General features: G+C 62.7%; 14 protein-coding genes and 1 riboswitch. Of the genes, 8 read left to right on the plus strand and 6 right to left on the minus strand.

All coding sequences use genetic code 11. The features are described 5' to 3' along the window. Nucleotide 1 precedes the first annotated feature (1 nt). Entirely contained in the window at nt 2-1,432 is a 1,431-nt protein-coding gene (locus tag ACK4FH_RS08375; protein ID WP_409812618.1) for a PLP-dependent aminotransferase family protein, read from the minus strand. 131 nt (nt 1,433-1,563) lie between these two features. Between ACK4FH_RS08375 and ACK4FH_RS08380 the strand changes: the two genes are divergently transcribed. From ACK4FH_RS08380 to ACK4FH_RS08400, 5 genes are all read left to right on the plus strand, one after another. Next, nucleotides 1,564-2,355: a PhzF family phenazine biosynthesis protein gene (locus tag ACK4FH_RS08380; protein ID WP_409812620.1), complete on the plus strand. Its 792-nt coding sequence runs from the start codon at nt 1,564-1,566 to the stop codon at nt 2,353-2,355. A gap of 24 nt (nt 2,356-2,379) precedes the next feature. Continuing rightward, nucleotides 2,380-2,982, plus strand: a complete 603-nt coding sequence (locus ACK4FH_RS08385) for a LysE family translocator (RefSeq protein ID WP_409812622.1) — start codon at nt 2,380-2,382, stop codon at nt 2,980-2,982. Between the two features lie 195 nt (nt 2,983-3,177). Then, nucleotides 3,178-4,353 (plus strand): phosphoserine transaminase, encoded by a 1,176-nt coding sequence (locus ACK4FH_RS08390; RefSeq protein ID WP_409812623.1) that lies wholly within the window; start codon nt 3,178-3,180, stop codon nt 4,351-4,353. A gap of 123 nt (nt 4,354-4,476) precedes the next feature. Further along, the gene (gene serA, locus ACK4FH_RS08395) at nt 4,477-6,054 is read left to right on the plus strand and encodes a phosphoglycerate dehydrogenase (RefSeq protein ID WP_409812624.1); all 1,578 of its coding nucleotides are present in this window, start codon (nt 4,477-4,479) and stop codon (nt 6,052-6,054) included. Between the two features lie 132 nt (nt 6,055-6,186). Then, a complete protein-coding gene (locus ACK4FH_RS08400; RefSeq protein WP_409812626.1) occupies nt 6,187-6,681 on the plus strand; it encodes a PAS domain-containing protein in 495 nt (164 codons plus the stop codon). 5 nt (nt 6,682-6,686) lie between these two features. Here ACK4FH_RS08400 and ACK4FH_RS08405 read toward each other — a convergent pair whose 3' ends face one another. From ACK4FH_RS08405 to ACK4FH_RS08415, 3 genes are read right to left on the minus strand one after another with little or no spacing between them, the layout of a single operon-like run. Beyond that, nucleotides 6,687-7,358, minus strand: coding sequence for a pentapeptide repeat-containing protein (locus ACK4FH_RS08405; protein WP_409812627.1), 672 nt, complete (start codon nt 7,356-7,358; stop codon nt 6,687-6,689). Nucleotides 7,359-7,364: 6 nt separating this feature from the next. Next, nucleotides 7,365-7,754 (minus strand): OsmC family protein, encoded by a 390-nt coding sequence (locus ACK4FH_RS08410; protein ID WP_409812629.1) that lies wholly within the window; start codon nt 7,752-7,754, stop codon nt 7,365-7,367. Nucleotides 7,755-7,756: 2 nt separating this feature from the next. Next, a complete protein-coding gene (locus ACK4FH_RS08415) occupies nt 7,757-8,674 on the minus strand; it encodes a pirin family protein (protein WP_409812631.1) in 918 nt (305 codons plus the stop codon). 189 nt (nt 8,675-8,863) lie between these two features. Between ACK4FH_RS08415 and ACK4FH_RS08420 the strand changes: the two genes are divergently transcribed. Beyond that, a complete protein-coding gene (locus ACK4FH_RS08420; RefSeq protein WP_409812632.1) occupies nt 8,864-10,156 on the plus strand; it encodes an adenylosuccinate synthase in 1,293 nt (430 codons plus the stop codon). A gap of 71 nt (nt 10,157-10,227) precedes the next feature. Here the strand turns inward: ACK4FH_RS08420 and ACK4FH_RS08425 are convergent, their stop codons facing one another. Further along, nucleotides 10,228-10,632, minus strand: coding sequence for an MAPEG family protein (locus ACK4FH_RS08425; protein ID WP_409812634.1), 405 nt, complete (start codon nt 10,630-10,632; stop codon nt 10,228-10,230). Nucleotides 10,633-10,756: 124 nt separating this feature from the next. Then, complete coding sequence (locus ACK4FH_RS08430; protein ID WP_409812636.1) at nt 10,757-11,173, minus strand: MAPEG family protein; 417 nt, start codon at nt 11,171-11,173, stop codon at nt 10,757-10,759. Nucleotides 11,174-11,247: 74 nt separating this feature from the next. Next, nucleotides 11,248-11,360, plus strand: a riboswitch (TPP riboswitch). Nucleotides 11,361-11,409: 49 nt separating this feature from the next. Between ACK4FH_RS08430 and ACK4FH_RS08435 the strand changes: the two genes are divergently transcribed. Together ACK4FH_RS08435 and ACK4FH_RS08440 are read left to right on the plus strand one after the other, a co-directional pair. Then, nucleotides 11,410-11,787, plus strand: a complete 378-nt coding sequence (locus tag ACK4FH_RS08435; RefSeq protein ID WP_409812638.1) for a hypothetical protein — start codon at nt 11,410-11,412, stop codon at nt 11,785-11,787. A 29-nt stretch (nt 11,788-11,816) separates the two neighbouring features. After that, a complete protein-coding gene (locus tag ACK4FH_RS08440; protein ID WP_409812640.1) occupies nt 11,817-12,203 on the plus strand; it encodes a hypothetical protein in 387 nt (128 codons plus the stop codon). Nucleotides 12,204-12,211: the final 8 nt, after the last annotated feature.

Below are 12,211 nucleotides of genomic sequence, written 5' to 3' on the forward strand. Positions count from 1 at the left end.
TTCAGGCCGGAACGGCGATCCCGATATGGGCTTCCGAGAGCAGCGCTGCCACGACATCAAGGCCTCGCTTCAGTTCCTCGCGTTTCTGCGGCTGGCCGATGGCGAGGCGGATATGGCGCGAGGCGCGGTCCATGCGTCCGACCATGAAATCCTCGCCCGCCGCAATGGCGATACCGCGCGCCCGCGCTGCTTCGGCAAAGGCATGGGCCCGCCATTCCTGTGGCAGTTCGAGCCAGACATAGAGAGAGGCTGGATGAGCGGTGAGCCCATGTCCTGCAAGGATCTTTTCGGTCAGCGAATGGCGCTCGCGCATCTCGCGCATGATATTGCCGCAGATTGCCGCCGCATCGCCGCTCACGATGAGCTGCGCCGCAAGTTCGGCCATGAGCGGCGGTACGGTCTGTCCCTGGCCATGCAGGATCGCGCGGGCGCGCTCCAGCAATGCGCGTGGCGGTACGAGAAATCCCACGCGGAGGCCACAGCCCGCCGATTTCGCGAGGCTTGTCGCGTACCATGTCCGTTCCGGCGCAAAATGGGCAAGCGGCAGAGGCCGGTCTTCCACCAGCATCCCGTAAATGTCGTCCTCAATGATCGTGAAATCGTGCCGCTCGGCAATCGCAGCAATCTCGCGCCGCCGCGTCTCGGACATGATGGCGCTGGTCGGGTTTTGCAGTGTTGGTACGACGAAGAGCGCGGCGGGTTTCAACTCTCGCGCCGCACGGTCGAGCGCGTCTGGCACAAGCCCCTCATCGTCTAAATCGACCGGCGCGACGCGGCGTCCCATCAGTCCCGCCTGGTTCACCATCGCGTGATAGGTGAGGGCTTCGGTCAGGATGATATCGCCCGGTTGGGTCGCGCAGAGGATCGCCGTCAGGATCGCCTGCTGCACGCCCGAACAAACCAGCACGTCATCCGCCAGCGGAGCGAAGGGCCCGAGTGCAAGCCAGGAGGCGGCTGCGGCGCGTTCCGTCTGTCCGCCGCCGGGCCGGATGTAATTGTTGAAGGGCGAGGCGCCAGGACGGGCCGGCAGTTCCGCGAGGATGGCGCTCATGGCAGCCCCCATGATTTCCGTCTGGCCGGCGGGCGGGGCATAGGCGGCCTTCATTGCCACTTGCGTTGCATCCGGCAGCGTCAGGAAACTCGCCGAGCCGACTCCCGTATTGCCGCGCTCATGTCCGCCATGACCGCGCACATAGGTGCCGCGGCCAACCTCGCCCGACACCTCGCCGCGCATTGCCGCCAGCGCATAGGCGCGCGAAACCGTGCCCACCGTCACGCCCAGCGCATAAGCGAGATCGCGCAGCGGCGGGAGCTTCGTTCCGGGCGGCGCCTTCCCTGTCTTCACGGCGTCGCGCAACGCATCGGCGATGGCGCGGTAGCGTGGGCCGGGGCGGGCGGCAATGTCGCTCTGGTCGAACGGGAAAATTGTCATGGTTACAATATACACATTGAATCTATTTTTGTAGTCAATCATGTTTCAGAAATAGGTACAATAAGAGAAAATTGGCCGGTATCTATGCCTGTTCTCTGAATTGTACCGATACAATTTTATTGGAGATGAAAATGAAAGCAGCGCTCTATCAGGTCGATGCATTCGCGGATTGCGTTTTCGGGGGCAATCCCGCTGCCGTCGTTCCGCTTGAAAGCTGGCCGGCAGATGCGGTGATGCAGGCGATTGCCGCCGAGAACAATCTCGCGGAAACAGCCTTCATCGTGCCGGAAGGCGAGGGCTACCGGCTGCGCTGGTTCACGCCCGCCGTCGAGGTCGATCTTTGCGGCCATGCGACGCTCGCCACGGCGCATGTGTTGTTCGCCCATCTTGGTCATGCGAGGCCGGAAATCCGTTTCGAGACGCGCAGCGGCACGCTCGTCGTGGAGCGCGACGGCGATCTGCTGGCAATGGATTTTCCTGCCGCGAAACCTAAGCCTTATCCCGCGCCCGACACCATTGCCGAGGCTCTGGGGGGCAAGCCGGTCGTCTGGATGAAGACGACGAACCTAATGGCCGTGTTCGGCACGGAGGCGGAAGTCGCGGGTCTTGCTCCCGATTTTCGCGCGCTTGGCCGGCTGCTCGCGCCGATGAATGCCGGCCTCATCGCCACGGCGCCCGGCAGCGGCGGCATCGATTTCGTCTCGCGCTTCTTCGCGCCGGTGCATGGTATCGACGAAGACCCCGTCACGGGCTCCGCCCATTGCACCTTGGTTCCCTATTGGGCGAAGAAGCTCGGCAAGAACGATCTCGTCGCGCGACAGATTTCGAAGCGTGGCGGCACGCTCTGGTGCAGCGATGCGGGCGAGCGCGTCGTCATGCGCGGGCGCTGTGCCGACTACATGAAGGCCGAAATTTCATTCTGAGTCAGACCTCATGGCAGGTTCGTCATGTTCACCGAAATCCTTTTGTTCGGCGCGCTCTTCATCGCAACGATGAGTTTCACTCCGGGTCCGGCCAATCTCAGCCTGTTGTCGGTCGGCGCTTCGGTCGGGCTCGGGCGCGCGCTGCCCTATCTCTTTGGCATCTGGGCGGGCGGCTTTTTCGTGATCGTTGCAGGTGCGCTCGGTCTCGGTGCCCTGTTCGTTGCCTGGCCGCAGGCCTATCTTGCGCTCAAGTTTTTCGGCTTCGCCTACATCTGCTGGCTCGGCTGGAAGCTCGCCCGGGCGGGCTTCGGCGGCGGTGCACTCGATGTTGCGCCATCCTTCTGGGCCGGGCTGCTGCTCCACCCCGTCAATCCGAAAGCCTATGTGCAGAACGTGATGGTCTTCACGGCTTTTGTCGCGCCCGCCGCGCCCGCCGCGCCCTACGCGCCGCAGGCGGTGGCGCTGGTATGCGTCTCGATGGCGGCGATGATGGCGGCAACCTCGCTCTGGGGCCTTGGCGGCGATGTAATCCGCCGCATCGTGCGTGAGCCACGCATCATGAGGGCGATCGCCGTCATCGCTTCGGCGCTCATGGTCGCAAGCGTCGGCGCGGCGGTTTCTCTCTGACCTGCAGCCGATTCCCGATGAGGCCACATTTGCTGAAATGCTGTTTGCGCGGAATTTCGCGGCTTCCCGCCTTATTTCGGGCCGCGATTTTCCGTCGCGGGGGTGTCATTTGACTTGGGGTTTGGAGAGGCATATACGCAGCGGCGGGACACCCCTCCCCACCGAGGGGCAGCTATCTGAAAGGGTAGGTTGCAAATGACCGCCATCGAGCGTCCGGCTGTGCGTCCGGCCAATCCGCACTTCTCCTCCGGCCCCTGCGCCAAGCGCCCCGGCTGGTCCGTCAAAAATCTCGAACAGGCTCTCGTCGGCCGCAGCCACCGGTCGAAACCCGGCAAGGCGCGCATCGTCGAGACGATCGACAAGACCCGAGCCATTCTCGGTGTGCCTGCGGATTACCGCATCGGCATCGTACCCGCGTCTGATACCGGCGCCGTCGAAATGGCGCTCTGGTCGCTGCTTGGCGCGCGCGGCGTCGACATGCTCGCCTGGGAAAGCTTCGGCGAAGGCTGGGTCACGGATGTCGTGAAGCAGCTCAAGCTCAAGGATGCACGCGTTCTGAAAGCGCCTTACGGGCAACTTCCGAACCTTGCGGATGTCAATTTCGACAATGACGTCGTCTTTACCTGGAACGGCACCACCTCCGGCGTGCGCGTGCCGAATGGCAACTGGATCGCGGATGACCGCAAGGGCCTGACGATCTGCGACGCGACATCCGCCGCCTTCGCGCAGGATCTGCCCTGGGCCAAGCTCGACGTCGTCACCTATTCCTGGCAGAAGGTGCTGGGCGGCGAAGCCGCGCATGGCATCCTGATCCTCAGTCCCCGCGCCGTCGAACGGCTCGAGAGCTACACGCCCGCCTGGCCCATGCCCAAGATCTTCCGCATGACCAAGGGCGGCAAGCTCATCGAAGGTATCTTCAAGGGCGAGACGATCAACACGCCGTCCATGATCTGCGTCGAGGACTATCTTGATGCGCTGAACTGGGCGGACTCGATCGGCGGGTTGAAGTCACTCATCGGCCGCGCGGACGCCAATGCCGCCGTGATCGCCGAATGGGCGGGCCGTACGCCTTGGGCCGAGTTCCTTGCCGAGAATGTCGACACCCGTTCCAACACCTCCGTCTGCCTCAAGATCGTGGATCTGCGCGTCACGGCGCTCGACGAGGAAGCGCAGATCGCCTTTGCGAAGAAGATCGCCGATCTTCTCGACAAGGAAGGTGTCGCCAACGACATCGCAGGCTATCGCGATGCGCCGGCGGGTCTTCGCATCTGGGCAGGCGCTACGGTCGAAACTTCCGACATGCGCGCGCTGATGCCCTGGCTCGACTGGGCCTTCGCGCAAGCCATCGCCTCGCTCGAAACGGCGGCCTGAGGGCCGCAGGCGGCCATATTTCTGCCCGCCCCCTCACCCTCCCCACGCCTGATGGCGAGGAGCAAAGCTCCGAGCCGGGTGAGGGGGAGGGCGTTCACAAGATCAAATTCAGGGAGCTTTCCCATGCCAAAGGTTCTGATTTCCGACAGCCTGTCCCCCGCCGCCGTACAGATCTTCAAGGATCGCGGTATCGAGGTAGATGTGAAGACCGGCCTCGACCGCGACCAGCTTATCGAGATCATCGGCGAATATGACGGTCTCGCCATTCGCTCGGCCACCAAGGTAACGCCGCCGGTTCTCGCTGCGGCGAAGAAGCTGAAAGTCGTCGGGCGCGCCGGCATCGGCGTCGACAATGTCGACCTTCCGGCTGCGACTGCCGCCGGCGTCATCGTCATGAACACGCCGTTCGGCAATTCGATCACCACCGCCGAACATGCGATCTCCATGATGCTCTCGCTCGCCCGCGACATTCCGCAGGCCAATGCCTCGACCCATGCGGGCAAGTGGGAAAAATCGAAATTCATGGGCGTCGAAGTGACGGGCAAGACGCTCGGCGTCATCGGCTGCGGCAATATCGGCTCCATCGTCGCCGATCGCGGCCTCGGGCTCCGCATGAAGGTCATCGCCTTCGACCCGTTCCTCACGCCGGAGCGCGCTCAGGATCTGGGCGTCGAGAAGGTCGATCTCGACGAATTGCTGAAGCGCGCGGATTTCATTACGCTGCACACGCCGCTCACCGACAAGACCCGCAATATCCTAAACGCGGAAAACCTTGCGAAGTGCAAGAAGGGCGTGCGCATCATCAATTGCGCGCGTGGTGGGTTGATCGTGGAAGCCGATCTCAAGGCCGCCATCGAGAGCGGCCATGTGGCTGGCGCCGCGCTCGACGTTTTCGAGGAAGAGCCTGCGAAATCGAACCCGCTTTTTGGCATGGAGCAGGTCATCTGCACGCCGCATCTCGGCGCCTCGACCAACGAGGCGCAGGAAAATGTCGCGCTGCAGGTTGCAGAGCAGATGGCTGACTATCTTCTCACCGGCGCCATCACCAACTCCATCAACGTGCCTTCCGTTTCCGCAGAAGAAGCGCCGAAGCTGACGCCCTTCCTCACGCTTGCGCAGCAGCTCGGTTCCTTCGCCGGCCAGCTCACCGAGACAGGCATTTCCGCCGTCACCATCGAATATGCGGGCGAAGTCGCAGAGATGAACACGCGTGTGCTTACCAATGCCGCGCTGACGGGCCTTCTCAAGCCGCAGCTCGAAGACGTGAACATGGTCTCGGCGCCCGTCATCGCCAAGGATCGCGATATCAAGGTCACGGAAGTCCGGCTGGAGCAGCAGGGCGCCTATGAAACCTATATCCGCCTCATCGTGAAGACGGAACGGCAGGAGCGCGCAGTGGCAGGCACCGTCTTCTCCGGCGGCCTGCCGCGCATCATCCAGGTGAAGGGCGTGAACATGGAAGCGACGCTTGGCCGCCACATGCTCTATGTCACGAATATCGACAAGCCCGGCTTCATCGGTGCGCTTGGCTCGCTGCTCGGCAAGGCGGACATCAACATCGCCAATTTCAATCTCGGCCGCGAGAAGGCCGGCGGCGACGCGATCTGTCTGATCGAGGTCGATGCGGATGTGCCGGCGAACATACTCGCGGAAATTCAGGCCCTACCGCATGTCGTGCAGGTGAAGGCCCTGAGCTTCTGAGCCTTTTTGGTTGCGAAATCCGGTATGGCGGGCGATGTGCCCGCCATATTCATTTTGGACCGGGTAATTCTTTCTTAACCATCAAAGTCCGAGACTTGCCCCCGGGGTCGACGTGAATTGCCGGGGGGCAAGATGGATTATCAGGGGCATGGTTTCCGCGACCCGAGGCTTGCGTATCTTTTCGACTATTGGCGCTCAAAAAAGGGTGAGCGCATTGCCGCGTCCCGCACAGATCTGCTGCCGTCCGAGATAAAGCATTTCCTGCCGATCATGAATCTGATCGACGTGCGGCGCGATCCGCTACGATTTCGTCACCGGCTTGTCGGAACGGAAATTGTCGACCGGCTGGGCCGCGATGTGACAGGCGAGCTTGTGTCGGCCGAACTTTACGGGCCCGCCTATGAAAGGGTGTTTGAAGGCCTCAAAGCGGTGGCCGAAGAAGTGAGGCCCTATCGCCGTCTCACACGACTGTCCTGGTACGATCGCAGCTGGCTCTCGGTGGAGTCCCTCGAACTGCCGCTCATCGACAGCGGCGGTGAGGTCAACATGATCCTGCGCGCCGCCAGCCATTTCAGCGCCGCACAACATGACGGCCGGGATTGCGAGGTCTGGCCGCTCGCAGCGTGATCCCGCTAGTCCGGCTTGTTGCAGTCTGGAATCCGCAAGCCTTCCGGCAGGATGGTCGTGGCGTCGCCGCAGGCCGTCGCGAGCTGCTCGTTGGTCAGTCCGTGAACCCGCGTGAAATTCGCGCCACGGAAATCTCCGCCCGAAATGTCCACGCGGCCCAGATAGGCATGATCGAAGCGGGCGCCGCGCGCATCGACATTCTTCAGCGACAAGCCATTCACATATTCGAGGATGCGCAGGTTCGCGCCGCGCAGATCCGCGCCGGTGAAATCGGCGTTATGGACGCGCACGGCATCGAGCCGTGTGTTGCGGAGAACGGCATTGCGGAAACTTGCCCTTGTCAGCTCCGAACCTGCGAGATTTGAACCGCTGAGGTCCGCGCCGTCGAGTTTCGCACGGGTGAGATGGATACCCGTCATGTCGGAGCCGCGCAACTTGGCGCCCGTCAGGTCGGTTCGCTGAAAGGCGGCGAGGCGTAGGAAGGAGCCGTCCAGATTTGCGCCGCGCAGATTGCAGCCTTCGCAATTGATGATGATCTTGAACTGCTTTTCGGCAATTTCCGCGACAAGGGCATCGACTTCCGGCGTGGATTGCACCTCGGCTTTCGCGGCGAATGCAACAAGCGAAACAAGCGCGGCGGCCAGCAATACGCGCGGCAGCAAGAAAAGTCTGGTCATCCTGTCCTACTCGAACCTCGTCGTGATGGGCGTGCCGCGTTTCAGCGTTTTCGTCACTGGCGTCTTTTCGATGATATCGCGGATGCGCCCCATCTGCTCTTCCGTCAGCTTTTCGCTGAAGCCTATCACACGTTCGATCTTCTCATTGCCATCCTTGTCGCGGGAAAAGGTCAGGTCCGCCGTGATGGTGCCGAGCGTCCAGCCCTTGCGATCGGCATATAGCCGCAGCGTCGCCGAGGAGCAGGCGGCAAGTGAGGCAAGCAGCAATTCGTAAGGTGCGGGGCCCCGGTCGGTGCCATGATTGTTCAGCGGTTCGTCCGCCGTCAGCCGGTGCTGGCGCGCCTCGATTTCCTGATAGACGCCTTCATGGCTCACAAGATGCACATGCGTCGCCATGATTACCTCTCCGGCAGCGGAATGAATTCGCTCTCGCCGGGCACGGGCTTGAAGTGGCCTTGCGCCCAGTCCTCCTTCGCCTGTTCGATGCGCTCGCGGCTCGACGAAACGAAATTCCACCAGATATGGCGCGGGCCTTCCAGCGCCGCGCCGCCGAGCAGCATCATGCGCGCTTTTTCGGCGGCCCTTATGGTAATGCGGTCGCCTGGCCGAAAGATCAGAAGCTGCGGACCGGTAAATGTCTGGCCTGCGATTTCCACCGCACCTTCGGCGACATAGATTGCGCGTTCCTCATAATCGGGGTCGAGCGGTGCGCTCACGCCCGCCTCAAGCGCGAGATCGGCATAAAACCAGTCCGACAGCGTTTTCACAGGCGATCGCTTGCCGAAAACATCGCCTGCGATCACGCGCGCCGTCATGCCGCCGTCTGCCACCACCGGCAGGTTCGACTCCGGATAGTGCTGGAAGCCGGGATCGGTTTCCTCCAGCGCCTTGGGAAGCGCAATCCAGCTTTGCATACCGAAGACGCGCTGGCCGTTTTTCCGTTGCGTGTCGGGCGAGCGTTCGGAATGGGCGATGCCGCGCCCCGCCGTCATCAGATTCATCGCGCCCGGCAGAATTTCGAGCGCATTGCCCTCGCTGTCGCGATGCATGATCGCGCCATCGAAAAGATAGGTGACTGTCGCAAGGCCGATATGCGGATGCGGCCGCACATCCATGCCGATGCCGGGCTGCATGGCGGCTGGGCCCATCTGGTCGAGAAAGATGAAGGGCCCCACCATCTGGCGCCGCGCCTGCGGCAGCGCGCGCCGGACCTCGAAATTGCCGATATCGCGGGCACGCGGCACGATGGCGAAATCGAGCGCATCGCAGGACTTCCGGTCCCCCGGCTCGGGTTCCTTGTCTGGCATCCAGCTCATGGGACCTCCATATTTGGGTGAGGACAAGGATAGCGGCGGCAGGCCCCAAAGTCCCTTCCCTTCGCGGCGTTGATCGGATAGACAATGCCAAAGCCCCCGGCCGAAAGGCCAAGGGGGCTTTCGGCTTGTCTGGGGCCTGCTCGCGGGCTGGCTCCTTTCGGGCGCTCACTTCCTAAGGCATTGAATAATATGGCAAATGTGGCGGTAGTCGGCTCCCAGTGGGGAGACGAGGGCAAGGGCAAGATCGTGGACTGGCTGTCGGAGCGCGCCGATGTCGTGGTGCGTTTCCAGGGCGGGCACAATGCGGGCCATACGCTGGTGATCGACGGTGTCACCTACAAGCTCTCGCTGCTTCCGTCGGGCATCGTCAGGCCGGGCAAGCTTTCCATTCTCGGCAATGGCGTGGTGCTCGATCCCTGGGCCTTTGCCAAGGAAGTGGACGAGATCGCGGGCAAGGGCGTGAAGGTCACGCCGGAGAACCTGAAGATCGCCGAAAACGCCACGCTGATCCTTCCCGTGCACCGCGAACTCGACGAGATGCGCGAAAGCGCCAATTCCGGCGTCAAGATCGGCACGACAAAGCGCGGCATCGGCCCGGCCTATGAAGACAAGGCAGGCCGCCGCGCCGTCCGCGTGATCGACCTTGCCGATCCTGCCTCGCTCGCCGTGAAGGTGGAAGGGCTGCTCGCGCATCACAATGCGCTGCGCCGCGGCAACCGTCTCGATGAATTCGAGGCGGCGCCGATCGTTCAGGCGCTGCTCGAGATTGCGCCGCGCATCCTGCCGTTTGCGGCGCCCGTCTGGCGCGTGCTTGATGAGGCGAAGCGCGAGGGCCAGCGCATCCTCTTTGAAGGCGCGCAGGGCACCATGCTCGACATCGATCACGGCACCTATCCCTTCGTCACCTCGTCCAACACGGTGGCGGGGCAGGCGGCAGGCGGCTCCGGCGTCGGCCCCGGTGCCATCGGCTATGTGCTCGGCATCACCAAGGCCTATACGACGCGTGTCGGCGAAGGCCCGTTCCCTACGGAACTCACCGATGAAGTCGGCCAGCGGCTCGGCGAGCGCGGCCATGAATTCGGTACCGTCACGGGCCGCAAGCGCCGTTGCGGCTGGTTCGATGCCGTGATGGTGCGGCAGGCGATCCGCACTGGCGGTATCACCGGCATTGCGCTGACGAAGCTCGACGTGCTCGACGGCTTCGACGAGATCAGGGTCTGCGTCGCCTATGAGATGGATGGGAAGCGGCTCGATTATTTCCCCGCCGGCAAGGAAGCGCAGGCCAAGGTCACGCCCGTCTATGAAACGCTCGAGGGCTGGCAAGACAGCACACAGGGCGCGCGTTCCTGGGCGCAGCTTCCGGCGGCGGCCGTCAAATATGTCCGCTATGTGGAAGAGCTGATCGAGGCGCCGGTAGCGCTTCTTTCTACCTCGCCCGACCGCGAAGATACGATCCTGATGACGGACCCTTTCGCGGATTGATCGTCAGGCGGCCGTAAAAGCAAAAAGGCGCCGGAATTTCCGGCGCCTTTCTTTCTTGCGTGAGGCGAAACTTACATCGCCGCCTGCAGCAGCGCGACGAAGACCATGCCATAGCCGATGACGCCGCCAAGCCAGGCAATGGTGCGGATGCCGCCTGCCGTCAGGCCCGCCACATAGATGATCGCATAGAGCACGCGGGCGACGATGAAGATCTGTGCGCCGAGAACGCTGAGCGACGAGCTGCCGCCGATCATGACGAGCGGAATCGCGAAGCAGGCATAGATCAGCAGGTTTTCGAGATGGTTGAGATAGGCGCGCCGCGCGCGTCCGCCCCAGCCGGTCGTAGTTGCGGGCTGATCGCGATTGCCGATGCCCCAGGGCATGCCCATGGCCTTCACATTGGCATTGGCCGACATCACGATCAGAATGAATAGAAGCAGGCCGCCCCAGACGAGCGACCAAAGTTCCACCGACATGGGTTTCCTCCCCGGTTGGTTGCCACCGGTGAAAGCCTACGCCCGATTCGGGCCTCCCGCACCCTGAACTTCATCCGTAGGCTGATTCGTTTCACGCTGACGCAAGCGGGCGAATCGTTTCATTTCATTCCATCAGCACGGTGAGAAGCGCCTTGTCGAAGAGTGGCACCATGCACAGCACGATGCCGATGGTCGCAACCTGCCAGATGAAGGTGCGTATCCAGGGAAGGCCCGCGGCATAGGCGGGGAGATAGGCGAGACGGGCCCAGAAATAGACCTGGGCACCGATCTCGCTCCACTGGTTCGATCGTTCCGTGGCGTAAACCGCCAAGACAACGGCGGCGAAGATCGGGAAGGTTTCGAGGAAGTTCCGGAGCGCGCGTTCCATGCGGCCTGCGAGGCCGGTGGCCGGTCGGTGCTCGTCCCGCGCGCCCACCGTATAGGCGTTTCCTACCTGCGCCTTGAAGGCAAAGCTCTGCGCGCCGACCTGCACGAGGCCGAGCACGGCGGCCCAGAACAGAATGGCGATTTCGACGGTCATGGGCTCCCCCTTTGCTGTTTCGCTTAAGTCTAGCCGATCTTTCCTTTACCTGCGCGCCCGCCGGAGTCACACTCACTGCAACCGAGGGGGGCCGGCGGCAGCCGGCTGAGATGAGCCTGACACCGGTCCACCACCCTTAGAACCTGATCCGGGTCATGCCGGCGAAGGGACGGGATATCAGTTGCTATTTGCGCCCGCTCTCCGCCGTCCATGCCCCGCCATTGCGGGAGGAATGGATGGTTTTCTGGCGATATCTTGCTGTTTTCCTCGGCCTGCTGCTGATGGGCGGCGAGCTTTACCGCAGCTGGGGCATGGGCAGGCCGCTCGTTTTCGTGCTCGACGATTTTTGCATCGGCATTCCTCTCGTCGTTACCGGGTTGCTGATGGCGAAGGACACATTTGCGCGCCGCGCCGCCTTTGCGGGCGCCTGGGGCGCGACGGCCGGCATGCTTTATCCGAGCTTTTTCGGCAAGCTGATCGAGCCGACACCGGAGGGTGTCGCCACAACCAACATCCCCTTCGATCTATTGACCGCGATCATCGGCATCATCTTTGCGCTGTCGCTTGCCGGTCTCATCGCCAGCGTGGCGCTGAAGCAGCGCCACGCACCCTGAAGCACAGGCCAAGGCAAAGGAGCGAAGCCATGTATCCCTCACTCTTTCTCGCCCAGCTCATCGGGCCGACACTGCTCGTGATCGGTCTCGGGATGATCGTCAGCCGCGATGCCTACCGCACGATGGCGCAGGAATTTCTCGGCAGCCGCGCCCTCATCTATATCGCCGGCATTCTTGCCTTCGTGCCGGGCCTCGCCATTGTGCTGACGCATAGTGTCTGGGTGGCGGGCTGGCCCGTCATCATCACGCTGTTCGGCTGGCTTGCGCTTCTCGGCGGCATATTCCGCCTCATCTTCCCCCAGGAAGTGACTCGAATCGGCAGCCGCATCATCGCCATGCCTTCTGCGCTCACCGTGGGCGGCGTTGTCGTCCTGGCGCTTGGCGCCGTTCTCTCCTTCTTTGGCTATCTCGCCTGAACAAAGGT

The sequence above is a fragment of the Parvibaculum sp. genome, from assembly GCF_046297875.1.
GTDB lineage: Bacteria > Pseudomonadota > Alphaproteobacteria > Parvibaculales > Parvibaculaceae > Parvibaculum.

Coding starts and splice junctions, on each gene's coding strand:
- ACK4FH_RS08420 (WP_409812632.1), top strand. CDS start 8,864: ATGGCAAATGTGGCGGTAGTCGGCTCCCAGTGGGGAGACGAGGGCAAG.
- ACK4FH_RS08440 (WP_409812640.1), top strand. CDS start 11,817: ATGTATCCCTCACTCTTTCTCGCCCAGCTCATCGGGCCGACACTGCTC.
- ACK4FH_RS08400 (WP_409812626.1), top strand. CDS start 6,187: ATGGATTATCAGGGGCATGGTTTCCGCGACCCGAGGCTTGCGTATCTT.
- ACK4FH_RS08375 (WP_409812618.1), bottom strand. CDS start 1,432: ATGACAATTTTCCCGTTCGACCAGAGCGACATTGCCGCCCGCCCCGGC.
- ACK4FH_RS08390 (WP_409812623.1), top strand. CDS start 3,178: ATGACCGCCATCGAGCGTCCGGCTGTGCGTCCGGCCAATCCGCACTTC.
- ACK4FH_RS08425 (WP_409812634.1), bottom strand. CDS start 10,632: ATGTCGGTGGAACTTTGGTCGCTCGTCTGGGGCGGCCTGCTTCTATTC.
- ACK4FH_RS08380 (WP_409812620.1), top strand. CDS start 1,564: ATGAAAGCAGCGCTCTATCAGGTCGATGCATTCGCGGATTGCGTTTTC.
- ACK4FH_RS08385 (WP_409812622.1), top strand. CDS start 2,380: ATGTTCACCGAAATCCTTTTGTTCGGCGCGCTCTTCATCGCAACGATG.
- ACK4FH_RS08410 (WP_409812629.1), bottom strand. CDS start 7,754: ATGGCGACGCATGTGCATCTTGTGAGCCATGAAGGCGTCTATCAGGAA.
- ACK4FH_RS08415 (WP_409812631.1), bottom strand. CDS start 8,674: ATGAGCTGGATGCCAGACAAGGAACCCGAGCCGGGGGACCGGAAGTCC.
- ACK4FH_RS08430 (WP_409812636.1), bottom strand. CDS start 11,173: ATGACCGTCGAAATCGCCATTCTGTTCTGGGCCGCCGTGCTCGGCCTC.
- serA (WP_409812624.1), top strand. CDS start 4,477: ATGCCAAAGGTTCTGATTTCCGACAGCCTGTCCCCCGCCGCCGTACAG.
- ACK4FH_RS08435 (WP_409812638.1), top strand. CDS start 11,410: ATGGTTTTCTGGCGATATCTTGCTGTTTTCCTCGGCCTGCTGCTGATG.
- ACK4FH_RS08405 (WP_409812627.1), bottom strand. CDS start 7,358: ATGACCAGACTTTTCTTGCTGCCGCGCGTATTGCTGGCCGCCGCGCTT.